This is a genomic window from Phenylobacterium sp., assembly GCF_041920015.1.
Lineage (GTDB): Bacteria > Pseudomonadota > Alphaproteobacteria > Caulobacterales > Caulobacteraceae > Phenylobacterium.
In genome coordinates, this window is the sequence record NZ_JAYRST010000003.1 from 1 (window position 1) to 26,315 (window position 26,315).

20 protein-coding genes and 1 tRNA gene are annotated in these 26,315 nt (G+C 68.9%); 4 read left to right on the forward strand and 17 right to left on the reverse strand.

The window, feature by feature from the left end; all coding sequences use genetic code 11:
* Nucleotides 1–56: 56 nt before the first annotated feature.
* The 7 genes from infA to murA all read right to left on the reverse strand — a co-directional run bounded on the left by infA (nucleotide 57) and on the right by murA (nucleotide 5,380).
* Nucleotides 57–275, reverse strand: coding sequence for a translation initiation factor IF-1 (gene infA / locus ACE3TL_RS01190; RefSeq protein WP_111458197.1), 219 nt, complete (start codon nucleotides 273–275; stop codon nucleotides 57–59).
* 112 nt (nucleotides 276–387) lie between these two features.
* A complete protein-coding gene (locus tag ACE3TL_RS01195; RefSeq protein ID WP_374576832.1) occupies nucleotides 388–852 on the reverse strand; it encodes a low molecular weight phosphatase family protein in 465 nt (154 codons plus the stop codon).
* Nucleotides 853–855: 3 nt separating this feature from the next.
* On the reverse strand, nucleotides 856–1,335 hold the full coding sequence (locus tag ACE3TL_RS01200; protein ID WP_374534706.1) for a UPF0262 family protein: 480 nt from the start codon (nucleotides 1,333–1,335) through the stop codon (nucleotides 856–858).
* 143 nt (nucleotides 1,336–1,478) lie between these two features.
* Entirely contained in the window at nucleotides 1,479–2,123 is a 645-nt protein-coding gene (locus tag ACE3TL_RS01205; protein WP_374576833.1) for an SH3 domain-containing protein, read from the reverse strand.
* A gap of 114 nt (nucleotides 2,124–2,237) precedes the next feature.
* Nucleotides 2,238–3,518, reverse strand: coding sequence for a histidinol dehydrogenase (gene hisD, locus ACE3TL_RS01210; protein ID WP_374576834.1), 1,281 nt, complete (start codon nucleotides 3,516–3,518; stop codon nucleotides 2,238–2,240).
* A gap of 145 nt (nucleotides 3,519–3,663) precedes the next feature.
* A complete protein-coding gene (locus ACE3TL_RS01215; protein WP_374576835.1) occupies nucleotides 3,664–4,089 on the reverse strand; it encodes a DUF2948 family protein in 426 nt (141 codons plus the stop codon).
* A gap of 1 nt (nucleotide 4,090) precedes the next feature.
* Nucleotides 4,091–5,380 (reverse strand): UDP-N-acetylglucosamine 1-carboxyvinyltransferase, encoded by a 1,290-nt coding sequence (gene murA / locus ACE3TL_RS01220; RefSeq protein ID WP_374576836.1) that lies wholly within the window; start codon nucleotides 5,378–5,380, stop codon nucleotides 4,091–4,093.
* Between the two features lie 347 nt (nucleotides 5,381–5,727).
* On the opposite strand from murA, the gene ACE3TL_RS01225 reads away from it, so the two are divergent.
* Both ACE3TL_RS01225 and ACE3TL_RS01230 read left to right on the forward strand, forming a co-directional pair.
* A tRNA-Thr gene (locus ACE3TL_RS01225) sits at nucleotides 5,728–5,802 on the forward strand.
* Nucleotides 5,803–5,910: 108 nt separating this feature from the next.
* Complete coding sequence (locus ACE3TL_RS01230) at nucleotides 5,911–7,485, forward strand: ATP-binding protein (protein WP_374576837.1); 1,575 nt, start codon at nucleotides 5,911–5,913, stop codon at nucleotides 7,483–7,485.
* A 17-nt stretch (nucleotides 7,486–7,502) separates the two neighbouring features.
* On the opposite strand, the gene cydX is transcribed toward ACE3TL_RS01230, so the two are convergent.
* Genes cydX through ACE3TL_RS01245 form a run of 3 tightly spaced genes read right to left on the reverse strand, consistent with a single transcriptional unit; the run spans nucleotide 7,503 to nucleotide 10,368 of the window.
* On the reverse strand, nucleotides 7,503–7,631 hold the full coding sequence (gene cydX, locus ACE3TL_RS01235) for a cytochrome bd-I oxidase subunit CydX (RefSeq protein WP_374576838.1): 129 nt from the start codon (nucleotides 7,629–7,631) through the stop codon (nucleotides 7,503–7,505).
* A gap of 12 nt (nucleotides 7,632–7,643) precedes the next feature.
* Nucleotides 7,644–8,792, reverse strand: coding sequence for a cytochrome d ubiquinol oxidase subunit II (gene cydB / locus ACE3TL_RS01240; protein ID WP_374576839.1), 1,149 nt, complete (start codon nucleotides 8,790–8,792; stop codon nucleotides 7,644–7,646).
* Between the two features lie 10 nt (nucleotides 8,793–8,802).
* Entirely contained in the window at nucleotides 8,803–10,368 is a 1,566-nt protein-coding gene (locus tag ACE3TL_RS01245; protein ID WP_374576840.1) for a cytochrome ubiquinol oxidase subunit I, read from the reverse strand.
* A 351-nt stretch (nucleotides 10,369–10,719) separates the two neighbouring features.
* On the opposite strand from ACE3TL_RS01245, the gene ACE3TL_RS01250 reads away from it, so the two are divergent.
* The gene (locus ACE3TL_RS01250; RefSeq protein WP_374576841.1) at nucleotides 10,720–12,078 is read left to right on the forward strand and encodes an ATP-binding cassette domain-containing protein; all 1,359 of its coding nucleotides are present in this window, start codon (nucleotides 10,720–10,722) and stop codon (nucleotides 12,076–12,078) included.
* Nucleotides 12,075–13,685, forward strand: a complete 1,611-nt coding sequence (locus ACE3TL_RS01255; protein WP_374576842.1) for an ATP-binding cassette domain-containing protein — start codon at nucleotides 12,075–12,077, stop codon at nucleotides 13,683–13,685. Before ACE3TL_RS01250 ends, ACE3TL_RS01255 begins: the two co-directional genes overlap by 4 nt.
* Here the strand turns inward: ACE3TL_RS01255 and ACE3TL_RS01260 are convergent.
* From ACE3TL_RS01260 to ACE3TL_RS01290, 7 genes are all read right to left on the reverse strand, one after another.
* Nucleotides 13,679–14,167, reverse strand: a complete 489-nt coding sequence (locus ACE3TL_RS01260; RefSeq protein ID WP_374576843.1) for a copper chaperone PCu(A)C — start codon at nucleotides 14,165–14,167, stop codon at nucleotides 13,679–13,681. The two genes, ACE3TL_RS01255 and ACE3TL_RS01260, sit on opposite strands and share 7 nt — an antisense overlap.
* Before the next feature lie 22 nt (nucleotides 14,168–14,189).
* Nucleotides 14,190–16,229, reverse strand: coding sequence for a TonB-dependent receptor family protein (locus tag ACE3TL_RS01265; protein WP_374576844.1), 2,040 nt, complete (start codon nucleotides 16,227–16,229; stop codon nucleotides 14,190–14,192).
* Nucleotides 16,230–16,334: 105 nt separating this feature from the next.
* Entirely contained in the window at nucleotides 16,335–16,751 is a 417-nt protein-coding gene (locus tag ACE3TL_RS01270) for a DUF2946 family protein (RefSeq protein ID WP_374576845.1), read from the reverse strand.
* A gap of 47 nt (nucleotides 16,752–16,798) precedes the next feature.
* Entirely contained in the window at nucleotides 16,799–18,481 is a 1,683-nt protein-coding gene (gene nagE, locus ACE3TL_RS01275) for an N-acetylglucosamine-specific PTS transporter subunit IIBC (RefSeq protein ID WP_374576846.1), read from the reverse strand.
* A complete protein-coding gene (gene ptsP / locus ACE3TL_RS01280) occupies nucleotides 18,481–20,988 on the reverse strand; it encodes a phosphoenolpyruvate--protein phosphotransferase (RefSeq protein WP_374576847.1) in 2,508 nt (835 codons plus the stop codon). The genes nagE and ptsP overlap by 1 nt, the downstream gene beginning before the upstream one ends.
* Nucleotides 20,978–23,266 (reverse strand): beta-N-acetylhexosaminidase, encoded by a 2,289-nt coding sequence (locus ACE3TL_RS01285; protein WP_374576848.1) that lies wholly within the window; start codon nucleotides 23,264–23,266, stop codon nucleotides 20,978–20,980. The genes ptsP and ACE3TL_RS01285 overlap by 11 nt, the downstream gene beginning before the upstream one ends.
* A 219-nt stretch (nucleotides 23,267–23,485) precedes the next feature.
* Nucleotides 23,486–26,146 carry a TonB-dependent receptor gene (locus ACE3TL_RS01290; RefSeq protein WP_374576849.1) on the reverse strand — a complete coding sequence of 887 codons (2,661 nt, stop codon included), beginning with the start codon at nucleotides 26,144–26,146 and terminating at the stop codon, nucleotides 23,486–23,488.
* Nucleotides 26,147–26,315: the final 169 nt, after the last annotated feature.

The window sequence follows — 26,315 nt, forward strand, 5'->3', positions numbered from 1 at the left end:
TGGGGCTTGCCGATGCGAGCACCTGGGGCTGGAGCGGCGGCTGGGCCAACCCGCCTCTAGCGCACGCGGAAGGTGATGCGGCCCTTGGTCAGGTCATAGGGCGTCATCTCGACCAGGACCTTGTCGCCGGCCGAAACCCGGATGCGGTTCTTGCGCATCTTGCCGGCCGTGTGGGCGATGATCTCGTGGTCGTTCTCAAGCTTCACGCGGAAGGTCGCGTTGGGCAGGACTTCACTGACCGTGCCCGGAAACTCCAAAAGCTCTTCTTTCGCCATGCAGGCTCCCAAGTGGTGTCTGAATCGCCAGCGGCCCGCGCGCGGAATCGCGAAGCGAGCCAAGCGTACAAATTGCAGCGCAGAGCGCTTTACGCGCTCAGAGCGCCAATAGCTAGCGCGGGAAGCGTTCTGCGATCTTTCGCGCGAGCATGTCGCGCACGTCCCGATAGGCCGCGAGCCGCGCCTCGCGCGAGCCTTCGGCCAGGGTCGGGTCGAAGGTCGGCCAGTATTCGATCTCGGCGGCGCGGCCCCGAGTCATCTCGACGGCGCGGTGCTGGGCCTGCGGCGTCAGCGAGATCACCAGGTCGAAGGACGAGTCGGTCAAGTCCTCGAAGGTCTTGGGCTCGTGCCGGGCCAGATCGACCGATATCTCGGCCATCACCGCCTGTACGAAGGGGTCGGCGCCCTCGCCGGCCTCGTCCTCGGCGGCGCGGCGCAGCCCGCAGCTATCGACATAGATGCGGTCGCCCATCGCCCGCTTCAGCAGCGCCTCGGCCATGGGCGAGCGCACCCGGTTGAAGTTGCAGGCGAAAAGCACCGCGCCGGGCAGGCGCGGGCGGGAGGCGTCGACACTCACGCCCTACCCCCGCCAGTGCAAGGCGCAGATGAGGGTGAACAGCCGCCGTGCGGTGTCGATGTCGGTTTCGACCTTGCCCTGCAGGCGGGTCCGCAACAGCTCCGAAGCCTCGTTGTGCAGGCCGCGCCGCCCCATGTCGAGCGCCTCGATCTGCTGGGGCGAGGAGTTGCGGATCGCCTGGTAATAGCTCTCGCAGATCATGAAGTAGTCTTTGATGAGCATGCGGAAGGGCGAGAGCGAAAGGATGTGGCGCTTCTCGTAGCCTGGACCGCGAACGTCGAGGACCAGGCGATTCTCCATCAGGCCCATGTGCAGGTCGTAGGGCCCATGCTCGGCCCCTTCGGGCGCGAAATAGTTTTCCTCCAGCAGATCGAAAATGGCGATCTGCCGTTCCTGCTCCTGGTCGCGCGACACCGCGGCGAGCGAATGCTCGTCGATCTCAACTGACTGCAGGCGGTGCTTTGTGCGGTCTTCGTCGGCCATGGCGTTCGGGAGAAGGGCTTGACGGAGCTTTATTGCAAACCGCCCCCCATCGTCATCCTGCCACGTGCGATCTTCCGCAATCAGGCGTCAGAAAAAGACCGGCCCCGAACGGCGAACGTCCGGGGCCGGCGATTCAGGCCCATTTAGTAGCGGGCGTACTGATAGCCCGCGGGCTGGACATAGGCGCCGTGGACATAGCCCACGCCGACGCCGCCCTGCCCCACCAGGACCCAGTCGCTGCCGCTGACGCGGGCCAGAGCCTGGAAGCGCTCGCCAGCGCGCAGGGCGCCCACGCGAGCCGAGCCGGTGGTCGGGGCGGCGCGCAGGTTGACCGTGGAGGTGGCGACGAACGCGCCGCCATCGCGGACATAGCGGGCCGGCGCGACATCGCCGTTCAAGCGATAGCCGCTTTGGACATAGGTCGCCGGGCGATAGGCGCCGCCGCCTTGATAGGCGTAGTCGCCGCGGGCTGCTGCGTCGCGCTGCATCTTGCAACCGACCCACGACCCGGTGGCCGCGCCGGCCACGGCGCCGATGGCCGTGCCCGTGCCGCGGTCGTTCTTGGCGAGGTTGGAGCCGGCCGCAGCGCCCAGCAGCGCGCCGATCAGAGCGCCGCCCGCCTGCTTGCCGCCCGGCGCGTCGCAACTGACGACCGAGCCGAGGCCGCCGCCGGTCGGGGCGCGGTAGGGCTGGGCGCTCGCCGCGCCGGCGGCGCCGGCCGCGATCATGCCGCCCAGGGCCGCCACCGCCGCGCCGCGCATCAGCCTGGAAGTCTTGAGAGTGCGCATTGCTGGTCTCCGTCATTGCAATCCTGCCCGAGGCCGGTCGGCCCCGATGACGGACACCCTAGCGAGGGCTGTCTGAACGGCCCTGCGGCCGCGGCGGTCAGAAACCGTTCAGCTTCATTGGCCGAGGCGGATCGCCGCCGACCGGGCGTGCGCGGGCAGGCCCTCGGCTTCGGCCAGGGCGACCGTGTGGGGGCCCAGGACTCCGAAGGAAGCCTCGTCGCACTTCACGATCGAGGTGCGCTTGATGAAGTCGTAGAGCGACAGACCCGAGGAGAACCGCGCCGCGCGGCTGGTCGGCAGCACGTGGTTCGACCCGGCGACATAGTCGCCGATCGCCTCGGGCGTGACCCGGCCCAGGAAGATCGCGCCGGCGTGGCGCACGCGGTCGGACAGGCGCTCGGGGTTCTCGACCGCGAACTCGACGTGCTCGGGCGCGATCAGGTCGACCAGGCGCGGCGCTTCGTCCAGCGGGGCGATCACCACCGCGCCGTGGTCGCACCAGGAGGCGGCCGCATCCGCACCAGTGGAGAGGGAGGCGAGTTGCTCCTGCACAGCCGCGGCGACCGCCTCGCCGAAGGCGGCGTCGTCGGTGATGAGGATCGACTGGGCGGCCGGGTCGTGTTCGGCCTGGCTCAGCAGGTCGGCGGCGATCCAGTCGGGGCGGTTGGCGGCGTCGGCCACCACCACGATCTCCGACGGCCCGGCCAGGGCGTCGATGCCGACGGTCCCGTAGACCCGCCGCTTGGCGGCCGTGACATAGGCGTTGCCCGGACCGACGATCTTGTCGACCGGCGCGATGGGACCGGCGCCATAGGCCAGCGCCGCCACCGCCTGGGCGCCGCCGACCCGCCAGATCTCGGTGACGCCCGCTTCCTTGGCCGCGGCCAGGACCGCCGGCTGCAGACGGCCCGGCGGAGTGACCATGGCGATGCGTTCCACGCCCGCCACCTTGGCCGGCACGGCGTTCATCAGCACGGTAGAGGGATAGGCCGCGCGGCCGCCGGGCACATAGATCCCGACCGCCTCCAGCGGGGTCCAGCGCCAGCCGAGCTCGACGCCGGCCTCGTCCTTGAAGGCCATATCGGCCGGGCGCTGGCGGCTGTGATAGGCGGCGATGCGCCGGGCAGCGAAGGCGATGGCCTCGCGCACCTGGGCCGGGCATTCGGCGGCCCCGGCCTCGATCTCCTCGGCGGAGACGCCGATATTGGTTGCGTCGATCTCGGCCCGGTCGAACTGGCGGGCGAAGCGCAGCACTGCGTCCAGACCTTCGGCCCGCACGGCGGCCAGCACGTCACGCACCGCGGCGTCGACCTCTTCCGGCGTCTCGCGACGCTCGTCTACGAAGGCGGCGAAGGCGGCCGAAAAGCCGGGATCGGTGAAGGAGAAACGGCGCATGGCGCGCTCTTTAAACGCCGAGGCCCGCCAGGGCTAGAGCGTGATCCGTTTCAATAGAATCGGATCACGCTCAAAACACTTTGAATTTAGAGCATTTTCTGCGCCGAACCGGCGTCCACTTCGGCGGAAAATGCTCTAGGCGCCGTCAGGCCTCGTGCCGCGGCACACGCGGCGTCGCCCACGGCGCACTGACGTCGGCCAGCACCACATCCAGGCATTCGACCTGTGCGCGCAGATCGCCGCCGCCGGCGAAGGTGAAGGTCAAGGCCCCGGCCGGCGCCTCGCCCGGCTCGAACTCGATGCTGAGCAGTTCGACCACCGCATCCCTGGCGTTGCGGCGCAGCTTGCGGGCCTGGACCTTCAGCACCGAGCCGACCTGGACGGCGGCCCGCACCCGCTCTCCGCCGCCGCCTTCCCAGCGATAGCGGTTGAAGGCGAGCGTCAGCCGGTGGGCGCGCGGCTCATAGGAAATGTCGCCGATCTTGCCGACTGCGTCCTGGAGGGCGGCGGCGATCACCTTCAGATCGTCCGCATCCTCGGCCAGCAGCTTCAAGGCGCTCGCTTGGGTCATCCTATTCCTCAGCCTCGCCGTCGCCCTTGATGCGGCGGACATCGGCGCCGCACGCGCCGAGCTTTTCTTCCAGACGCTCGAAGCCCCTGTCCAGATGGTAGACGCGGCTGACCGTCGTCTCCCCGCCGGCCGCCAAGGCGGCGATCACCAGGCTGACGGATGCACGCAGGTCGGTCGCCATAACCGGGGCGCCCTCCAGGCTGCCGACCCCGCGGACGCGCGCCTCGCCGCCCGACACCGAGATATCGGCGCCCAGCCGCGCCAGTTCCGGCGCGTGCATGAAGCGGTTCTCGAAGATCGTCTCCTTGATGACGCTTTCACCGTCGGCCAGGGTCATCAGGGCCATGAACTGGGCCTGCAAGTCAGTGGCGAAGCCGGGATAGGGGTCGGTCTCGATCTCCACCGCCTGCAGCCGCGCGCCGTTGCGCTTGATGGTCATGCCGTCGGCGTGGCGCGTCACCTCGACGCCGGCCTCGACCATCTTGTCCAGCAGGGAATCGATGAAGTCGCAGCGCGTCCGGGTCAGGCGCACCTCGCCGCCCGCCATCGCCGCCGCCAAGGCGTAGGTGCCGGTCTCGATCCGATCGGCGATCACCGAATGAGTCGCCCCGTGCAGACGATCGACGCCCTGGATCATGATGGTCGAGGTTCCCGCGCCCGACACCTTCGCGCCCATGGCGTTCAGGCAGTCGGCCAGATCGCCGAGCTCCGGCTCGCAGGCGGCGTTCAGCAGCACCGTCTCGCCCTTGGCCAGGACGGCGGCGAGCATGGCGTGTTCGGTCGCGCCCACGGAGACGAACGGAAACTCGATCCGCCCGCCGGTCAGGCCGCGCGGCGCCTGGGCGTAGACATAGCCCTCGTGCAGGTCGATGGAGGCGCCCAGCGCGCGCAGGGCCTCCAGATGCAGGTCCACCGGCCTCGCCCCGATGGTGCAGCCGCCGGGCAGCGAAACCTTGGCGTGGCCGGTGCGGGCGATCAGCGGCCCCAGCACGTTGAACGAGGCCCGCATCTGGCGGACCAGGTCGTAGGAGGCGAAGGCGCTGACGATTTCGCGGGTGTGGAGGACGGTTTCGGTTCCGTCCGGGCCGTCCTGCTCGACAACCTCGGTCCCCAGGCGCTGGAGCAGGCGCGCCAGAAAGCGCGTGTCGGCCAGGCGCGGCATGTTGGTGAGCCGCAGCGGCTCGTCCGTGAGCAGGCTGGCCGCCATGAGCTTGATGGCGGAATTCTTGGCGCCGCTGATCGGGATCTCCCCATGCAGCCGCACGCCGCCGGTGATGGCGATGCGATCCAATCTCGTCCCTCGTCGGCGAGACCCGCGGTCGCGCGCGCCTCCAGCCCTTGGCGGCTATCTAGCGCGCGGCGAAAGCCTGCGGAAGCCGCACGCCTTCACGAGCGCTTGTCCGAATCGTCGGCTCCGGGGGGCGGTGCGGGCTGGGGTTTGGGGACGGCCTTGCGCCGGCGAAGATTGGCGCGCAGCGCGGCGGCGAGCTTGGCCTCCCGCTCATCTTGCGGCGTCTTGTCGTGCTTTCCCATGAAAACGCCGGGTGCGACGAGACCGCCCACAGGTCAAGCACAGTTTCTGCATATTGGGGCTTTCCTCGGGCGGCGGGTTTGGCTATAGCCCCCGCCTCGCCTTTCGCCGCCGTAGCTCAGTGGTAGAGCGCATCCTTGGTAAGGCTGAGGTCGGCAGTTCAATCCTGCCCGGCGGCACCATGTTTCCCCAGGCCCCTCAAGGGCTTGGGGAAACGCCAGCGGTTTCCGACATTAACCGGTTGCTACGGACCAGCCGATAGAAGTGACACATTGAGTGTCAGAGTATCCATGTCGGCGTTTCATTCCCCTTTTTCGGCTGAAGCCTCCCGCCTTGACGCCGCTGCGTCGCCCGAACGGTCTGGGCCGCCGGATTTTGAGACCTTCTTCGATGTCTCGCTGGACCTGATGGTCATTCGCGACGCCGAAGGCCGCATGGTTCGCGTCAACCGGGCGTGGGAGCCGCTGCTGGGCTACCGGCGCGAACAGCTTGAGGGCGAGTTGATGGCGAGGTTCATTCATCCCGACGACCTGCCCGCTTCGCACGCCACCATGGCCCGCATCGCCGCAGATCTGGAGATCGACGGCTTCGTCAACCGATACCGCCGCCAGGACGGCGGCTATGTGCGGCTGGAATGGCGCGCGCGGCGGATCGGCGACTACGTCTACGCCGTCGCGCGCGACGTTACCGAGCGCCTGGCGCTGCAGGAGACCATGACCCAGGCGCGCGAGGCCGCCGAAGCGGCCAACCGCGCCAAGAGCGAATTCCTGGCCAATATGAGTCACGAGATCCGAACGCCCCTCAACGGGGTGATCGGCGTCGCCGCGGCGCTGGAGCGGACTGGCCTTACCGACCAGCAACGCCGCATGGCCGAACTGATCCTGACCTCGGGCGCCAGCCTCGAACGCGTACTGTCGGACATTCTCGACATTTCGAAGATCGAGGCGGGCCGCCTCGAGATCGAGCTGACGCCGTTCGATCCCGCGCGGGAACTGGGCGGCCTGCTCGAGGTCCACCGGCTTCGGGCCGAGGAGAAGGGCCTCCGGTTCGAGATGGAACTGGGCGAAGGCGCGGGCGCGAGCTTCATCGGCGATGCGGTCCGCCTGCGCCAGGTGCTGGGCAACCTGGTCTCCAACGCCATCAAGTTCACCGAGCAAGGCCAGGTGCGGGCGCGGATCGACGTTCTGCCGGTCCAGGCGGGGCGATACGACCTGCTGATGGAGGTGAGCGACACGGGGATCGGTTTCGGCGCCGGCTTCGCAAGCGACGTCTTCGGACGTTTTCGGCAGGCCGACGAATCGATCACGCGCCGCTTTGGCGGCACGGGCCTGGGGCTGGCGATCTGCAAGGCGCTGGTCGAACTGATGGGCGGGACGATCGGCGCGCAGTCCACGCCCGGCGCGGGGAGTTCGTTCACGGTGCGCGTTCCCCTGCAACCAGCCTCCGAAACCCTGGCCATGGCGGGGCCCGGCGGCGCGGAGGAGCTTTCCTTCGAGGGCCTTCGCGTCCTGGTCGCCGAGGATCATCCGGTCAATCGGCTGGTGGTCGAGATGATCCTGCAGCCGCTGGGCGCCCTGCTGACCCAGGTGGACGACGGCGCCGCGGCGCTGACCGCGCTGGAAGCCGGCAGTTTCGACGTCATCCTGATGGACATGCAGATGCCGGTGCTGGACGGTCTCAGCGCCGTGCGGGAAATCCGTCGCCGCGAAGCGCTCGACGGGACGCGCACGCCGATCATCATGCTCAGCGCCAACGCCATGCGTCAGCACCAACTCGATTCGCTGGATGCGGGCGCGAACCTGCATGTGTCCAAGCCGGTGACGGCGGTCGGCCTGGTCGACGCCATCGCCCAGTTGCTGACTTGACAGAAGCCTGAAAGCGCTCAGGCGTCCGGCGCGTCGTCCTCGCCCTGGTCGCCGCCTTCGAGCAGGTGGAACTCATGCCACATGCCATTGAGGATGCCGAAGGCGACCGCCAGACCGAGACCTAGAACCCAGGTGAAATACCACATGCCGCAGGCTCCTCAGTAGAGGTCGGGGTTGCTGGACAGGGATTCGACCGTCGAGCGGCCCCACATCACCTTGAACGCCCAGGCGGTGTAGATCAGCACGATCGGCAGCATGACCACCGTCACCGCCAGCATGACGAAGAGCGTCATGTGGCTGGAGGAGGCGTTCCAGACCGTCAGGCTGGACTTCGGATCGATGCTGCTGGGCAGGATGAACGGGAACATCGAGAGCCCCACGGTGGCCACGATTCCCAACGCGCCCAGCGACGAACCGACGAAGGCCGGCGCCTCGCGGCCGGCGCGAATTCCGAAGAGGGCGAGGCCTGTGCCCAGGAAACCGGCGAGCGGCGCAATCCACATCCACGGATAGGCCCCGAAGTTGTCGTGCCAGGCGCCGGGGGCCGCGACCGCCGACGAACGCAGCGGATTGGAGGGGCCGGCGGCGTCGGCCACGCCCTCCAGGCGGAAGCCGAGCGAGCCGAAGGCGGTGAACGCATAGCCGCCCGCAAAGAGCAGGATCGAGACCAGCGCCGCCGCCGTGCCGATCGTCCGAGCGCGGTCACGGACGACGCCCTTCTCGGCCTTCATGGTGAGCCAGGCCGCGCCGTGGGTGACCAGCATGGCCACCGACAGCAGTCCGCACAGCAGGGTGAAGGGCGTGAAGAGCCCGAGGAAGCCGCCCTCGTAGGTCGAACGCAGGTCGCCATCGAGCCGGAACGGCAGGCCTTGCAGCACATTGCCGACCGCGACGCCAAACACCAGGGCCGGCGCGAAGCCGCCCACGAACAGCGCCCAGTCCCAGCCGCTGCGCCAGGTCTTCGAGGGCCGTTTGGAGCGATACTTGAACCCGACCGGACGCAGGATCAGCGCCGCGAGCACGGCGAACATCGCCAGGTAGAAGCCCGAGAAGCTGACCGCATAGACGAAGGGCCAGGCGGCGAAGATCGCCCCGCCTCCGAGGATGAACCAGACCTGGTTGCCCTCCCAGGTCGGGCCGATGGTGTTGATGACCATGCGCCGTTCGCCATCGGTCCGGGCGACGAACGGCAGCAGGGTCGCCACGCCGAGATCGAAGCCGTCGGTGACTGCGAAAGCCATGAGCAGCACGCCCATCAGGCCCCACCAGATGATCCTCAGCGTCGCATAGTCGAGAGGCAGGTCCATGGCGCACCTCCTATTGGGCTGCGAGCCGGGCGACGTCGCCCGCATCGGGTTCCGGATCGTCGTGATGGGCGTAAGGCCCTCGTCGGACGATGCGGATGATCAGGCCCACCTCCACCACCGCCAGCATGGTGTAGATGACGGTGAAGCCGATGATCGTGGTCCAGAGCTGGCTGACGGTCAGGCTGGACGCGCCCAGGAAGGTCGGCAGGACGCCGTCCACGGCCCAGGGCTGGCGGCCCAGCTCGGCCAGCAACCAGCCCGATTCGATCGCGATCCAGGGCAGAGGCATGATGGCCACAGCCGTCCATAGCAGCCACTTGGTCTCGTATCGTCGCATGGCCACCAGCAGGAAGGCGGCGCCGAACACCGCGATCTGCAGGAAGCCGATGGCCGCCATGATGCGGAACACCCAGAACATGACCGGCACATTGGGCACCGTATCCCAGGCCGCCTTCTGGATCGTAGCGGCGTCGGCGGTCCTCGGATCGGCGACGTAGCGTTTCAGAAGCATGCCGTAGCCGAGGTCGTGCTTGGTTTCCTCGAAGGCCTGGCGGGCGGTGATATCGGCCGGATCGGCCTTGACGCGCTCCAGCGCGTCATAGGCCTTCACCCCGTTCTCGACGCGGGTCTCGGCGATGGCGACCAGCTCGAAGATGCCCTGCACGGGCTTGTCGATGCTGCGCGTGGCGATCAGGCCCAGGACATAGGGGATCTTGATCTCCGCATGGGTCTTGCGGTCGGCCAGGCTGGGGATGCCGAAGGCGGTCAGGCCGGCGGGCGCCGGCTCGGTCTCCCACATCGCCTCGAGGGCGGCGAGCTTCATTTTCTGGTTGTCGGTCAGGGCGTAGCCGCTCTCGTCCCCCAGCACCACGACCGATAGGGCCGAGGCCAGACCGAACGATGCGGCGACCGCGAAGGAGCGCCTGGCCACCCGCGGCCACCTGTTCTGCAGCAGCATCAGGGCCGATATCCCCAGCACGAAGGCCGAGGCGCAGACATAGCCCGCGCTGACGGTGTGGACGAACTTGGCTTGGGCGACCGGGTTGAAGAGCACCTCCCGGAAGCTGGTCACCTCCATGCGCATGGTGTCGGGATTGAACACCGCTCCGACCGGGTTCTGCATCCAGCCGTTGGCGATCAGGATCCACAGCGCCGAAAGGTTGGAGCCGAGCGCGACCATGAAGGTCGTGAACAGGTGCCCCACGCGCGACAGCCGGTCCCAACCGAAGAACATCAGCCCGACGAAGGTCGCCTCCAGGAAGAAGGCCATCAGCCCTTCGATCGCCAGCGGCGCCCCGAAGATGTCGCCGACATAGTGCGAATAGTAGGACCAGTTGGTCCCGAACTCGAACTCCATGGTCAGGCCGGTGGCGACGCCCAGCACGAAGTTGACGCCGAAGATCGTCCCCCAGAATCGCGTGATGGTCCGCCAGATCGGCCGGCCGGTCATCACATAGATGCTCTCCATGATGACCAGCAGGAACGACAGTCCCAGCGTCAGCGGCACGAAGAGAAAGTGGTACATCGCGGTGAGCGCGAACTGGAAACGCGAGAGCTCGACGACACCCATGTCCATGGCGCGGTCCTTTGCCTTGCCGGCGCAGTCTGCGCGACACCCAGGCCATGAACTTGCAGGCTGGGAAACGCAACAGCGCAGACGCCCGGCATGAATCCGACAAGTTCGGCCGCAGCGCGCGCGGCGCTGAAATCTTGGAGCCAAAAGACCTCAACGCCAAGTCGAGCTTTTGCGATCCTGAGCCTCGTCAATGCGGGGGGAGCAGCCGCCTTCGCCTTCGGCCTCGCAGCCTTTCTCACCAACCCCGCGCCCTGGTCGCTCGCCGCGGCGCTCGCCGGCCTTGGGCTGCGAGCGGCCGCGGGCTGGTGCGAAACGCGCCTGGCCTCCCGCCACGCTCGGCGCGCGGTCTCCATGGTCAGGCAGGACGTAGTTCGCGCCTTGCTGAGCGGCCAGCGGGGCGAGCATGCGGCCGTCGGGGAACGCCTCGCCGCGGCGGTCGACGAGGTCGAGGCGCTGGACGGCTATTATCGCCGCTATCGCCCAGCCGAGCAGGACGCGCGCCTGGGACCGATCATCGTCGCAGGCTTCGCAGCCCTGGCCAGCCCGGTGAGCGCTGGAATCATGCTGGCGACGCTGATCCCGTTCGTCGCGATCCTCGCCCTGGCCGGAGGCGCAGCAGCGGCGGCGTCGAGGCGCCAGTTCGAAGCGCTCGCCCGGCTGTCGGGCCACTTCGTCGACCGCATCCGCGCCCTCCCCCTCATCCTGGCGTTCGAAGCCGAAGAGCGCGAGGCGCGCCGCGTCGCCCGTGCGGCCGAGGAGGTGAGCCGCCGCACCCTGGGTGTCCTGAGTATCGCCTTCATCTCCAGCGCGGCGCTGGAATTCTTCGCGGCGCTCGCCGTCGCCCTGGTGGCGGTCTATTGCGGCTTCAGCCTGCTGGGCCTGCTCCCCTTCCCTGCGCCGGAAAGCCTGGAGTTCAGGAGCGCCTTCGCCGCCCTGGCGCTGGCTCCGGAATTCTACGCGCCCCTGCGGCGGCTGGCGGGCGCCTATCACGAGCGGCAGGTGGGGGAAGCGGCCGCAGCCCGGCTGAGCGAATTGCTGAACCATCGCGCCACGCCGGCCCTGGCTGCGCCCGCGCTCGCAGGCGCGCCTTCGGTTCGGCTCGGCGGCGTGCGCCAGGATTTCGGCGACCTTTCCATCGGCCCGATCGATGCGGAAATTCCGGCTGGCAAGATCACCGCGATCCTCGGCCCCACCGGCTCGGGCAAGTCCTCGCTGCTGGCGCTGATCGCCGGCCTTTCCTCACCGTCGGCTGGTTCGGTCGAGATATCCGGCCTGGCGCCGAACGCCGCCGTCGATCCGGCGCAGTTCTGCGCCTGGGCAGGCCAGGCGCCGGTGTTCCTGCCGATGACCATCCTTGAGAACCTGCTGGCCGCCGCCCCAGGCGCCAGCCGGGCGCAAGCCTTGCAGATGCTGGACCATGTGGGGCTCTCACCGGCGCTCGCCGCACGGCCGTCCGGGGTCGATACGCGGCTGGACGAGCGCGGATCGGGGCTGTCCGGCGGCGAGCGCCGCCGCCTCGCCCTGGCCCGCGCGCTCCTGAAGCCTGCACCGCTGCTGATCCTCGACGAGCCGACCGCGGACCTCGATTCCAAGGCCGAGGCCCAGGTGCTCGACATCATCCCCCAGGCGGCGGGGCGCAGGACGGTAGTGGTCGCGACCCATTCCGAACGGCTGGCCGCCATCGCCGACCATGTGGTGAGGCTGGCATGAGCGCGCCGTCGCCGATCCGCGCGTTCCTACAGGGTCAAACACGCCGGCGGCGCGCAGACCTGCTGATCGCCGGGTTCGCGGCTGCGCTGGCGGCCGCGGGCGCAACCCTGATGCTCGGCCTTTCGGGATGGTTCCTGGCCGGCGCGGCTGCGGCGGGCCTGGGCGGAGCGCTCGCCGTCCAGGGCTTCAACTACCTGCTGCCCAGCGCCGGGCTCCGAGGCCTGGCCATCGCGCGCACTGCGGGGCGCTACGGTGAGCGTCTGTTCTCCCATCGCGCCGCCTTCCATGCCCTGGCGGCCCTGCGGCCGGCCCTCTTCCACGCCATCGCCGCCACGCCGCCGCAACGCAGCCTCACGCTCTCGGGCGGCGAGTCCTCGGCCCATCTGGTCCAGGACGTCGACGCCGTGGAGACGCTCTTCGTCCGCCGCTCGGCGGCCTGGGCCGGTTGGGCGGGCGCCGGCGCGGCGGGCGGCGTCATCGCCCTGGCCTCGCCGCTCGCCGCCGTAGTCTTCCTGACCGGCCTTGCGACACAGGTGCTCGTCCTGCGCTACCTGGCCGGACGGCTGACGGCGGCCCCATCGGCCGCACAGGCCCGGCAGGTCGGCCGCCTGAAGAACGCACTCGGCGCCTATGCTCCGGCCACGGCCGAACTGCGCTGCTTTGGCCTCACCGGCCATGCGCTCGCCGCGGTGGCGGCGCACGATCAGGCCCTATCGCGCGCCATCCTGGCGCGCCGCGATCGCGAGGCGCTGCTCGATGTGATCGAAGCGGCGGCGACCGTGCTGCTGCTCGCAGCAGTGGCGATCTTGTCGGCGTCGGCCTCAACCCCACTCCGGGCGCTCGCCGTCCTGGCCGCGTTCGCCGCGATCGAGGCGGCGGCCGGCGTCCTGCGCGCCGCGCGCGACCAGGGCGGCGCAGATGCGGCCATCGCACGGCTGGACGCCGCCATCGCGGCTCCCTCGGCGCCGGTCGCAGGCCACCCCGCCGACAAGACGCTTCGCATCCTGGGCCATGACCTGTCCCCCGGCGACCGGCTCGCGCTCGTCGGCCCCTCCGGTTGCGGCAAGACCAGCCTGGTCGAGATGCTGCTCGGCCTGCGCCCAGCCTCGCCCGGCGCGCTCGCCGCCGGAGGCGCGCCGCTGGAGAACCTTCCCTCCGGCTGCCTGCGGTCGCTGCTCGCCTGGGCGCCGCAGGACACACGCATCCTCACCGGAACCGTCGAGGAGAACCTGCGGCTCGGCGCGCCCGAGGCCCCGGAGGCCACGCTCTGGTCCGCGCTGGAAGACGCGCGACTGGCCGGGCGGGTCCGAAACCTGCCCGGCGGCTTGCAGGCCTGGCTGGGCGATGGAGGCGAAATCCTTTCGGGCGGGGAGCGCCGTCGCCTGGCCCTCGCCCGCGCCCTGCTCCGTCCCGCGCCCTGGCTGGTGCTCGACGAACCGACGGAGGGCCTGGACCCGGCGACCGAAGCCGCCGTCATCGAAGCCCTAGCCGCACGGCTGACGAGAACCGGCCAGGGCCTGATCCTCATCAGCCACCGCCCTGCCCCGCTGCGGCTGGCGACCGTCACCTTGGCGATGGCCGGCGAGGCGCTGTCGGAGCCTCAGTGATGGCCGCCGGAATGGTCCATGCCGCCCATCGCATCCCCGGCGGCCGGCGGGGCGACGTGGACGGGCGCCTCCACCTGCTGGGCCGGGGCCTTGGCGAAGCTGAGGGTCAGGCCGATGCTCTCGCCCTCCTTGAGCGGCTGCCGGGGGCCGATCAGCATGAGGTGCTCGGCGCCCGGGCGCAGGCTGACTGCCGTCCCCGCCGGCAGCTTCACGCCATCGTCCAGCTTGCGCATGCGCATCACGCCGTCGGTCATGTCCATCGCGTGGATCTCGCCGCGCTCGGCGAGGGGCGTGGCGACCGCGGTCAGCCGATCGTCGGCGGTCGCGGTCAGGGTGAGATAGCAGGCCGCGGTCAAGGCGCCTTCGGAAGTCGGACGGCACCAGGCCTCCGTCACTGCGACGCTGGATTGCGGCTGCGGGGCCTTGGGGCTGCAGGCGGCGAGCGCGGCGCCGGCGGCGAGTGCGAGAATGACGGTTCTCATGGTCGGGTCTCCAAGTTCGAGGTCAGAAATCAAGGGTGACGCCAGCGAAGAGCGCACGCCCATCGCCCGGCCAGTAGGCGGCGGAGGCGGGGTTCGCCTGAATCTGCGCCTGGACGTTGGAGACATAGGCCTCGTCGGTCAGGTTCCGGGCGTCGAGGAACAGCGCCACGCGCGGGTTCAGCGTCCAGCCGGCGTTGAGGTTCAGGATCGCATAGGACGGGCTCCTGACGGTGTTCGCAAAATCCACCCAGGCGTCCGAGGCCGACCATTCGACCGACGGGGCGACGAACCACCCGGCCGGATTGGAATAGCGCAGTTCGGCCCGATAGACGTGCTCAGGCACGATCGGCAGGCGGTTGTCGCCGTAGTAAAGGTCCCCGTCGAAACGGAAATCGGACCAGGTGTAGGTCTGGCGCAGCCGCACCTGCGGCGTGATCGCCCAGTCCAGCGCCGCCTCCAGGCCTTGATGGACCGTCTTGTCCGCATTGAAGGTCGAGGCCGGAATGTCGGGGCCGACGGCGTACTGCAGCAGTTCCTTGTCCAGGCGGGCGCGATAGAGCGTCACGTCCCAGACCAGCGGCCCGCGTCGACCGCGTGTCCCGGCCTCCAACGTCCAGGCTTCCTGGGCCTGGATCGGGGCGAAGCCCTTGCCGGAGGGCGACAGCGAGCCGTGGTTCGGCGGCTCCACCGACCTGGTGAGGTTGGCGAAGACCTGGACGCCATGTTCGTCCTCCCACAGCAGGCCGACCCGTGGGGCCAGCCATTCGTAGTCCTTTGACGCCGTCAGATCGAAAGTCGTCGACACGCCTGGAACCACGAAGCTGCGATAGTCGCGGGCAGCCCGCCCCCAGGTCGCGCCGGCCACCACCGCCAGCCGCTCGGTGACGAACAGCCGCCCCTCGGCGAACAGGTCGACGCCCTGCGCGTTCTGCAGCGAAATCGAGGTGGGCCGCCCCCGGGCGCCCTTGATGTTCTCATAGAAGTTGGAGTCAAGATCGCCTTTGCGCAGCCAGGCGCCGGCGAAACCGTCCGCGCGCGCGCCGCCGACCTCTCCCTGCCATTCCAGGCGCGCGAACAGGCCATAGTTGCGGCTCTGCTGGTCGATGACCTGGAAGATCGGGTGGTCGAGGTCCTTCCAGACCGCATAGGCGCCGGACTCGACAGCCAGATGCTCGTCGATCCGCCAGCGGGCGCGCAGAGATCCGCGCAAGGCCCGGATGTTGCGCCCCTGATCGTTGGCGTAGCTGCCGGCCGCGGCCTGGCGTGGGTCGGCGTCGAACTGGGCGCGGGTCAAGGCGCCGGGGATTTCCTGGGCGATGTCGGCGCCGCTGACGATCAGTCGGGCCTCGCGATCCTCGCCAAGGCTGCGGCCGACGCTGAGGGTCGCGAACTGGAGGTTCTGCTGGCTCTGCGGACGCCAACCTTGGCCGGTCTGGTTGGTGGCCGCGGCGTACACGTCCCAGTCGCCTGACCGGCGGGCGAGCGCCAAGTGCTCGCGCAGCATGCCGAACGCCCCGCCGTCGAGGCGGACCCGATTGTCGAAGCCGGCGTTGCGCCCGGTCGGCGTGACCATATTGACCGCCCCGCCCAGCAGAGCCCCGCCGAAACGCAAGGCGTTGCCTCCGCGATAGACCTCGGTGTAGCGGGCCAGCAGAGGATCGGCGATCTGGCTGTCGCCATAACCGTCCGCCTCGTTCAGCGGCAGGCCGTCCTGGGCCAGCAGCAGGCCGCGATTGTGGTTGGCGTTGCCGATCCCCGAGCCGCGGATCGAGAGCCGGATGTCGCCGCCCCATTTCTTCTGGGCGAACACTCCGGGCGCATCGCGCAGCATGTCGTCGAGCGCCAGCGCAAAGCGCTTCTCATAGGATTCGGCCGATATCACCGAGACCGCGCCAGGCGTCTCGGAAAGGCGTTTGCGGGCGCCGGCGACGACGGGCGGGTCTTCCGGATCGGGCCGCGCGGTGACGATCACGGAGTCGACGGTGACGTCTTCATCGGCCTGGGCGCAGGCAGGAATCGCCAGCGCCAGAACGGCGCCCGAGGCGAGCAGGAGGGATTTCATGTCGGAGGTCCTTCGGCGCACGCAGGCGCCATGTGCAAGCTGAGCTGCGCGCAGGCGAAACGCCGCCCGCGCGGGCGGTTGCGGACGGCATCGGCCGCCGCGTCGTCAGATCAGCAGGCTGGGGGGCCCTCTGGCCGGCAGCGGCGGAGCCGCGAGGCCCCGGCCAGGCGCGACGGCCTGGCGGACCGGAACTGCGGCCGGCGCCCGATAGGCGACGAACTCGACGCGGACGGCGTCGATCAGGTTCGGCAGGGACAGCGGGGCGCCGTGCCCGGCGAAGGCGCAAGGACTGTCATGCCGCTCGGTCGGGGCGTCATCGGAATGACCCGGCAGATCGCCGGGGTCGACAGTCACCGCCCCCTGGGCCGTACAGAGCACCAAGGCGAACGGCAGGTCGGCCTCTTGCGGCCCGGCGGTCATGAAGCCCGCCGGGATCATCACCTTCAAGGCGACCGCCAGCATCGCCAGCGTCAGCCAGACGCGGCGCAAACGGTTCGGCTCTGTGGAGGCGAAGCGATTCACGGCGCGCGCCTCATAGCCCAGTCCGGCCGGCTTGTCGCCGCGCCAGATCAGATGGCGGGGGGCAACAGCACCTGCACCGCCCCACCATCCAGCCGCGCCACCCCTCGCGCCCCGGCGGCCATGAGGGCCGGCTCGTCCAGCCCGGCAACGTCGGCGAGCCGCGCGCAGAGGCGTCCGGCCAGCATCGCCGCCTCCAGCACGTTGCCGCGACCGCCGAGGCCCGCAGCCCAGGGCTCGAGGTCGATGTGGCCGCTCATTGCGGGCGTCGCGGCGGGCATGGCTGGCGCCGGCATGGCCAGGGCGGCGCGGATTTCGCCCGCCACCTGATCGGCGATCGGACCCAGCACCACCTGCAACGCCTTGTCAGACGGACGCACCATGCCTCGCGAGCCGAGTTCCTTCAGCGCCGCTTCGTTCACTATCTGCTGGTCGGCGACCACTAGCCGCAGCCGCGTGGTGCAGGCGTCAACGCTGACGAGATTACCCGCTCCACCCAAGGCGGCGACGAAGTCGTCCCCCCGCCGGCCGGTCTGTGCGCCCACGACGGCGGAGACCGACGTCTCGTCCTCGCGGCCCGGCGTCTTCAGATCGAACCGGGCGATCGCCCAGCGGAAGACGCCGTAATAGAGCGCGCCGTAAGCAGCCCCGACCGGCAGGAGCAACAGAGGATGCGTCGCCTTGCCGAAGTTCAGAACATAGTCGATGGCCCCGGCCGAGAAGCCGAAACCGAGCTTCACATCCAGCAGGCTCATGACGATGAAGGCCAGACCCGTCAGCGCCGCGTGGATCGCGTAGAGCGCCGGGGCGAGGAACATGAAGCTGAACTCGATGGGCTCGGTTACGCCGGTCAGGAAGGTGGTCAGGGCCATGGAGGCCAGCATCCCGCCGACCGCCTTGCGCCGATGGGCCGGAGCGGCGTGATACATGGCCAGGCACGCGGCCGGCAGACCGAACATCATCACCGGAAAGAAGCCGGCCATGAAGGCGCCGGCCGAGGGATCCCCGGCGAAGAAGCGGTTGAGGTCTCCGGTCGCGCCGCCGTAGTCGCCGACGATAAACCAGGCGATGTTGTTCAGGATGTGATGCAGGCCGGTGACGATCAGCGCCCGGTTGGCCACTCCATAGATGAAGAGCCCGACCTCGCCTGATCCCACCACCGCGCGGCTGGCGGCGTCCATCGCCTGATCGATGCCCTGATAGGTGATCCCGACCGCCCCGCCCAGCGCCAGCCCGGCCAGGCCCGCGATGATCGGCACGAACCGCCGGCCACCGAAGAAGGCCAGATATTCCGGCAGCTTCACGCCCGAAAACCGGTTGTAGAAGTCGCCTGCGATGACGCCCGACACGATGCCGATGGGCACAGAGACCTTGGCGATCGCCTTTTGCTTGAAGGCCGCGGCGGCCAGGCTCGCCGCATCGCCGCTCATCGCCTTCAACGCGTCCGGCGGCACATGAAGCAGGGTCTCGGCCGCCTTGCCGGCGATCAGGAAACAGACCACGCCCGCCAGGCCCGCTGCGCCATTGTTGTCACGCGCCAGTCCCACCGCCACACCCGCTGCGAATAGCAAGCCTAGATTGGCGAAGATCGCATCCCCCGCAGCCGCGACGAAGGCTATGTCGAGCAGGTCCGGCTGGCCCAGCCGCAGCAGCAGGCCCGCCGCGGGCAGGACCGCGATCGGCAGCATCAGGGCGCGGCCGAGCGATTGGAGCGCTTCAAGAGGCGAGGCCATCAGGCTTCTCCGGTCAGGAAGGTGTTGGCCAGGGCGCGGACCGCCTCGGCGGTGGGCTGGCGCAGGGCCTGTTCGGCCAGCCGGCGGCAGGCTTCGGGCGACAGGGTGCGGATCAGGGCCTTGGCTTCGGGGATCGCAGCCACCGGCATCGAAAGTTCGGTGACCCCCAGGCCGATCAGGATCGGCGCTCCCACCAGATCTCCGGCCAGCCCCCCGCAGACGCCGGTCCACAGCGCGTGCTTGCGCCCGCCCTCCGCCGCCTGGGCGATCAGCCGCAGCACGGCCGGGTGCAAGGCGTCGACCTCGCCGGCCAGGTCCGGATTTCCCCGGTCCATCGCGAGGGCGTATTGCGTCAGATCGTTGGTGCCGACCGAAAGGAAGTCGGCCTCTGCGGCCAACAGGTCCGCCGTGGCCGCCGCCGCCGGAGTCTCGATCATCACGCCAAGGTCGGTGCGGCCGACGCGGCCCATCTCGCGGCGCGCCTCGTCCAGAGCGGCGCGCACGACGCGCAGTTCGGAGAGGCCGGTCACCATCGGAACCATGATCTTGGCGTGGGCCGCCCCACGCAGGATCGCCCGAAGCTGGGTCTTCAACACCTGCGGCCGGCGCATCAGCACCCGCACGCCACGCACCCCCAGAGCCGGATTTTCTTCAGGGCCGATAGGCAGATAGGCGGCTGTCTTGTCACCGCCGACGTCAAGCAGGCGGATGATCAGCGGCCGACCGCCCATCGCCCGGGCGATAGCCTCGTAACGCGCCGCCTGCTCGTCCTCGTCGGGCGCGGTGTCGCGCTCCAGGAACAGAAACTCGGTGCGCAGCAGGCCGCAGCCTTCGGCCCCCACGGCGGCGGCCGCTTCGGCCTCGGCCAGCGAGCCCAGATTGGCGTAGACTTGGATGCGCGTGCCATCGGTCATGCGGCAATCCTCGCGCGCCGCGGCGCGCGCCGCCGCCAGCCGTTCAGCGCGGTGGGCCAGGGCGGTCTGCGCGGCCTCAAGCGCCTTGGCGTCGGGCGCGACGTGCAGCAGGCCCGCATCGGCGTCGAGGATCAGGCTCGCCCCGTCCTTGATCGCCGCCACGCCCTCGCCGGCCGCGACGATGGCCGGGACGCCCATCGAGGCGGCCAGGATCGCCACATGCGAGGTCGGCCCGCCTCCGGCCGTGCAGAACCCCGCCAGTTTCGAGGCGTCGAGGCCCATGAGTTGCGAAGGCAACAGTTCGTCGGCCAGCAGGATCGCCCCGAGCGGCAGGTCGGGGCCGCGGTCCTCGCGTCCATCGAGCGCCAGCAACACCCGCCGCTCGAGATCGAGCAGGTCGTCCACCCGCTCGGCGATCCTTCGGTCGCCCAAGCCCCGCAACGCCTCGACATAGGCCCCGATGGCGGCGCGCCAAGCATAGGCGGCGCTGCGCCCTTCGCCGATCAGCCGCCCCGCCTGGGCCAGCAGGTCCGGGTCCTCCAGAAAAGCGGCGTGCGCGCTCAGGATCGCCTGACGCGCCTGACCGCCATCCTGCGCCGCCTCGGCGGCGATGCTCTGGCCTATGGTCGCCAAGGCGGCGTCCAGCCGTGCGCGTTCGGCTTCGACGCCGGCGCCGGTCTCGGCCACCTCGATCTCGTCGACGAACAATCGAACCGCCTTGCCGACCGCCAAGCCCGGCGAGGCCGTCACGCCTCGAAGGACGGCGAGACCCGGACGCCTCTGAGCGGCCGGCCTGCTGGCGGCCTGGACGGGCGTCGCGCGCACCGGCGCCCCCTCGCCCATGCCCCCTTCGATCAGTTCGGCCAGAGCTTCGAGAGCCGCGGCGGCGTCCTCGCCCGTCGCGGCCAAGGTCGCGGTGTCGCCGTGGCGCAAACCCAGCGACATCAGCCCGACCGGACTCTTGGCGTTAGCTCGCCGGTTCACGGCCAGGACGGCGATCTCCGACGAGAAGCGCTTGGCCGTATCGGCCACCCGCGCCGCCGGGCGCGCATGCATCCCGTGGATCAGCGGAATGAGGATCTGGCGCGTCAGCTCCGGTCCGGCGACAGACGCGGCGGTTTCACTTCCCGTCCCCGCCGATAGCGTCATCAGCGGTTCCCCCGCCGCCACCCGTCGCCCGGTGGCTCGCCAGGCGATGGCGCGGCCCGCCGCGTCCGTCACGACGATGGGGATGACGAGGCTCTTCGCCCCTTGGGCCAGCACGGCGAGATCGAAGGTGATGAGTCGGTCGCCCGCCTTCACCGCCTGGCCTTCGTGAACATGAGCCTGGAACCCGACGCCTTTCAACGCCACGGTCTCCAGGCCCACATGCATCAGAATCTCCGCGCCGCCCGCAGCGCGCAGGCTGACCGCATGACGGCTGCCGTGGACCGAGGTGATGACGCCGTCACAAGGCGCCTTGAGCACCGAAGTGGTCGGATCGACCGCCACGCCGTCGCCCAGCATCGCCTCGGCGAACACCGGGTCGGGAACCTCCGCCAGCGGCGCGGCCCAGCCGTCGAGCGGCGAAAGCAGGACGAGATCAGCGGTCATGGCCGGTCACCAGGGTCACGCGGTCGATCACCCACATCGGCTCGACAGCCTTCTGGGTGAAGGTGAAGCAGAGGTCCGCGCGGCCGGCGCCCTTCAAGGGGGCCTTCAGCACGGTGACGCCGCTGAATGCCGCCGCCGGAGCCAGCGGCAGGGTCGCGATCACCGCGCCCAGGCACGAGCCCTGGCGCACCTCCAGTTCACCGGCTGGCGTCGCTGGCGGGCGGAACCTGATCTTCTCGATGTCCTTGCCGATCTGGAAGTTGAACGGGATCTGGCCGACCGCCGCCTCGATCGTGACGACGCCGGAGAGATCGGCGCCTTCGTAAATCCAGCACGGGTTCATGATATCGACCAGGAAACGCGCGCGTTCGCCGCGCACAGGCCCGTCGTCTTCCAGATTGAGAACAATGCCTTCGGTGCAGGATTTCAGATCCTGGCTCACCCGCGTGCGGGCCGCACGGGCGTCGATCCGCGTCGCCGTGGCGGGAGCCAGCGCCAAGCCGCTACGGAAAGCTCGCGCCGTCACCATGGTCCCCAGCGGCGCCTCGAAAGGCCCAGCATAGAGACTGGAGGCGGCGGTGGGCGCCGAGCCGTCGGTCGTGTAGCGAATCTCGCCGATAGTCTCGGCGCCCAACAGCGCGACCTGCGCCCCCGCGCCGCTCGGCTCGGCCAAGGCCCGCACCTTCAAACCCGCCTCGCCGAAAGTCAGGCCCAGGCTACGATAGCGTTCCAGTTCGACCGGCAGCCGATCGGCGAAATCGTTCCAATCCTTTCGCGAGGTCGGCGACCAGGCGGTCTCGGCCAGGGCGGTCGCGCGCGGATAGTACATCAGCGGCGCGCGGTCTTCCGTCCTCACATGCTCGGTCCAGAGGTTGGCCTGCACGCCCAGCACGTGAGGCTGCTGGTCGGGGCTCAGCGCCGCCGGCATCGGCTCGTAGTCATAGACCTCCTTGAGGCCGACCACCTGGCCGCGGCCGGGCATCTCCTCCGGCGAACTGGTCTGACGGTGATTGAGATAGAGGGTGGGCGCGGGGCTGAGGATCGTGTCGTGGCCCAGCTTGGCCGCGATGACTGCACCGTCGGTCCCGCGCCAGGACATCACCGTGGCGTCGGGCGCAACGCCGCCCTCCAGGATCTCGTCCCAGCCGATCAGCTTGCGGCCCTTGGCTTTCAGCATCTGCTCGACACGGGAGACGAACCAGCCCTGCAACTGCGCCTCGCTGCCGATGTGCAGGTCCTTCATCCGCGCCTGGACGGCGGGATTGGACTTCCACTGGTCCTTGACCGCTTCGTCGCCGCCGACATGAACATAAGGTCCGGGGAACAGCCCCACGACCTCGGTCAGCACGTCGTCGAGGAAGGCGAAGGTCGTCTCATCGACATTGTAGAGATAAGGAAAGACGCCCCAGTCGCCGGAGATGGCGGTCGGCGGGGTCGCGGCCGAGCCCAGTTGCGGATAGGCGACGATCGGGGCATGGGCATGCCCCGGCGTCTCGATCTCCGGGACGATAGTGATGTGGCGCTCGGCGGCGTAGGCGACGATCTCCCTCACCTGATCCTGGGTGTAATAACCGCCCACCACCCGCGGCTTGCCGGTCTTCGGATCGATGTCGGCCGCAGCGGCCGCGCCTGCGGGAACCCGCCAGGCGCCGACCTCCGTCAGCTTGGGATATTTCTTGATCTCCAGGCGCCAGCCCTGATCGTCGGTCAGGTGCCAGTGCAGGGTGTTGAGCTTCGACAGCGCCATGCGGTCGATCAGGCCCTTCACAAACGCCACGCTCTGGAAGTGCCGCGCGCTGTCCAGCATCAGCCCGCGCCAGCCGAACCGGGGCGCATCGTCGATGATGCGGGCGGGAATGGTCGCGGGGCCCTTGCCGGGCGTGGCCGTCGCCAGTTGCCAGGCGGTGACGGCCCCGTAGAACAGGCCCGCATCCCCCTTGGAGGAGATGGTGATCGCCTGCGGACCGACCTCCAGGCGATAGGCCTCGCCTTGCGGCCCGCCGCGCGCCAGCAGGATCGCACGCTCCCCGGCCTTCGGTTGACGCACAGCCAGCCTGAGCCCGCGGCTCCTGGCCAGAAGATCGGCGAGATAGCGCGCGCTGGCCCGCGCCTGCGCATCGCCTTCGGCCGGCGCGATCACGGTGCGGGCGTCAAGAACGAAGGCGCCTTCGCGCGGCGTGTCACTAACCGGCGCCGGCATGATCGGCGCGCCCGACGCCGCGAGCGCGGGTCCCGAGATCGTCAGAGCGGCCGTGGCCAGAAGGAGGGAACGTATCATCCGCCGGACTCGCGCAAAAAAAGAGCGGAGCGGCAAGCCGCCCCGCTCAGGCGCCTCTCAAGCTGACGAGGCGGGGTCTGGAAAAAAGCATGCGCAGCGCCTGGCGCCGCAAGGCGCGGGTGAGAAGCTCGGGCATGAGCCCCTCACCCGCCGCAGAAGGCGGAAGCTGAACCGCACATCCGCGTCTGGCCAGACGGCCGTTCAGGCCGTCGAACCGGGTCAGAACGTCAAGCTCAAGGTGGCCATGTACTTGCGGCCCGTCCGATAGACGCCGCGGGCCAGTTCGGTGGTGTTGGCGTAGGCGTAGTACTCGCTATCCAGCAGGTTCATGCCCGCCACCGTCAGGCTGACGTTCTTGTTGAAATTGTAGGTGCCCGAGATGTCGAGCGACTTGTAGGGGCGCACGAACATCTCATCGCCCCGGTCGATGCCGGTGAAATACTTCGAGCGCCAGGTGTAGGTCACGCGGGCTGCGATCGGGCCGTTCTCATAGAACGGGCTGATATTGACCTGATGCTTGGAATTGTAGGGCAGCGGCGCGCCGTCCTGGCCCTGGCCGTCGGCGTAGGTGTAGTTGGCCAGCAGGCCGAACCCGTAGGCGTAGTTCTGCTGGTAGGCCAGCGAGACGCCCTTCACTTCGGCCGAACCGGCGTTGAACGGCCGGCTGATCTGGTAGGTCGTGATCCGGCCCTGCGACTGGTTGAAGTACTGCTCGGGCGCAGTCTTCTTCAGGATGTAGTTGCTGATGTCCTTGTAGAAGAACTCCGCCGCCACGATCGCCTGGGGTTGGAAGTACCACTCCGCCGAGATGTTGAAGTTGCTCGACTTGTAGGGATCGAGGTTGGGGTTGCCGCCCTCGCCGGTCAGGATCTGATCCGACAGCCAGAAGAAGCTGGTCATGTCGGCGTAGTTTGGACGGGCGATCACCTGGGCCGCCGAGAAGCGCAGGATCAGGTCGTCGTGCAGGTTGTAGGCCAGGTTCACGCTGGGCAGGACGTTGTCATAGGACTTCGACTGCGACTGCCAGGCCCAGTCGGAGGCGGCGTTGCAGGCCGCGCCGGGTTTGCAGACATAGCCGGCGCTGTCGACATTGGTGCGAACATAGCGCACCCCGATGTTGCCGCGCAGTTCGCCAGCCTCGATATTGGCCTGGGCGTAGAAGGCGTTGGCGTCCTCCTGGATCGCCCAATTACCCGCGGTGAACTCCGGCGCGGCGAAGATCGACGGGGCCGGCAGCGATGCGCCCGCCGCCAGCCACTTGCCCGACTGGACATAGGCGACCATCGCATCTCCATCGATCCGGAAGCGCGAGCGCATCTGCTCGTTGCCGCCCACGCCGTCGAGATAGTTGCTCGGCACGGTCGAAGGGTTGAACAGGCTGGCCGGCGCGGCGACGCTCGTGATCGCGATGCCGGCGTACTGCTGGGCGGTCTCGTGGCGACGGAACTTGTAGCCGAGCTCCACACGCTTGATTACGCCGTCGAGATCGAGGCCGAAGTCGACCTGGGCGTACTTTTCCTCATCCGTCGTCGGCTTGCTGACCAGGTTGCCGCTCCAGCCCGGATCGGTGGCGAAGGCGGCCGGATTGCCCATCACGTCGGTCTTGTAGGTGACGCTGCCCGGATTGCTCGGCGCCTGGCTCAGGTCGACCGTGTAGTCCGCCCAGTTGAGGAACTCGAGGAACACCTGGCGCTTGGTGCCGCCATCGGCCTTGGATATCCCGGCATTGGCCGACAGATCCCAGCCTTCGCCCTTCCACTTGCCGCGCAGGTCGTAGGTGTCGGAATTCATCTCCGCTTCGCGGTACTGCACGTCCAGCACGCTCAGCGCATTGGCCAGGGTGGCGCTCTTGACCACGCCGTTGGCGACCGTGAGTCCCGTCAAGGCCCCGAGGCTGTTCCAGGTGTTGCCCTGGAAGGCGTACATCGACTGGTTCAGGTTGTCGTAGCTCGCCTTGATCTTGAGCCAGTTGAACTCGAGTTCGAGCTGCTCGACCGGCCGCCATTGCAGCGAGGCGGTGTAGCTGGTGCGCTCGCGCTCCTGTTCGAAGTACGACGTCCCGAAAGCGTTGGGGCTGCGGGCGTTCAGGTTGGCGGTGAGGGTTGCAGCGCAGTCGCCCAGGCAGCCGCGGGTGCGCGAGTCCACCGGATTGTCGGCATTGCCGCCCGCCCACTGATTGGCCGCCATGGTGCCGTAGGATTCCAGGCCGTCGCGACGCAGTTGGTCGGTCGCGCGCTGGACCGAGACCGAGATCCCGAAGGTCTCGTCGGCGTTCTTCCAGCTCCCCATCAGGGCGCCCTGGACGTCACCCTTCTCCGAACGGTCGTTGTAAAGATAGGCCAGCGAGCCGGCGAGAGCGCCGGCCTTCATATCGAACGGCCGGCGCGTGCTGACGATCACCGTACCGCCGATGCTGCCTTCGTCGATCCGCGCCTCAGGCGTCTTGTAGACATCGACCCGGCCGACGATCTGAGGCGCCAGCAGCGCGTAGTTGAACGTCCGGCCTGGGGTGTCGAGGATGAACCAGTCGGCCGAGGCCACGGTCTGGCCGTTGAGCAGGGTGCGGTTGAGCGCCGGGTCGGTGCCGAGGATGGAGACCTTCTCGCCCTGGCCGAAGGCGCGGTCGACCGTCACCCCGGGAACCATGGTGATGGCTTCGGCGACGTTGGTGTTCGGGAACTTGCCCACGTCCTCGGCGGTCACCGAGTCGACGATGGCGTCTGCATTGCGCTTGGCTTCCAGCGATTGCTGCAGCGATGCGCGGATGCCGGTGACGACCAGCTCCTCGACTTGACTATCCTGTGCGAAGGACGGGCTGGCGCCGGCGACGGCCAGAAGGCTCGCGGACGCGATCAGGATGGACTTGCGATGCTTATTCACTCGGCTTCTCCCCTGTGTCCGGGCCTTTCCCCGGAGCCGATGCAAGCCCAATTCGATACCAATTCTTCGCCTAGCCCTGCGACGAACCGGTCTACATTGACCTTGCCGGGTCGAACTGTGCGCAGTTTCATAAAATTGACAAGCCCAAAAAGAGACCAATTGAACTTGT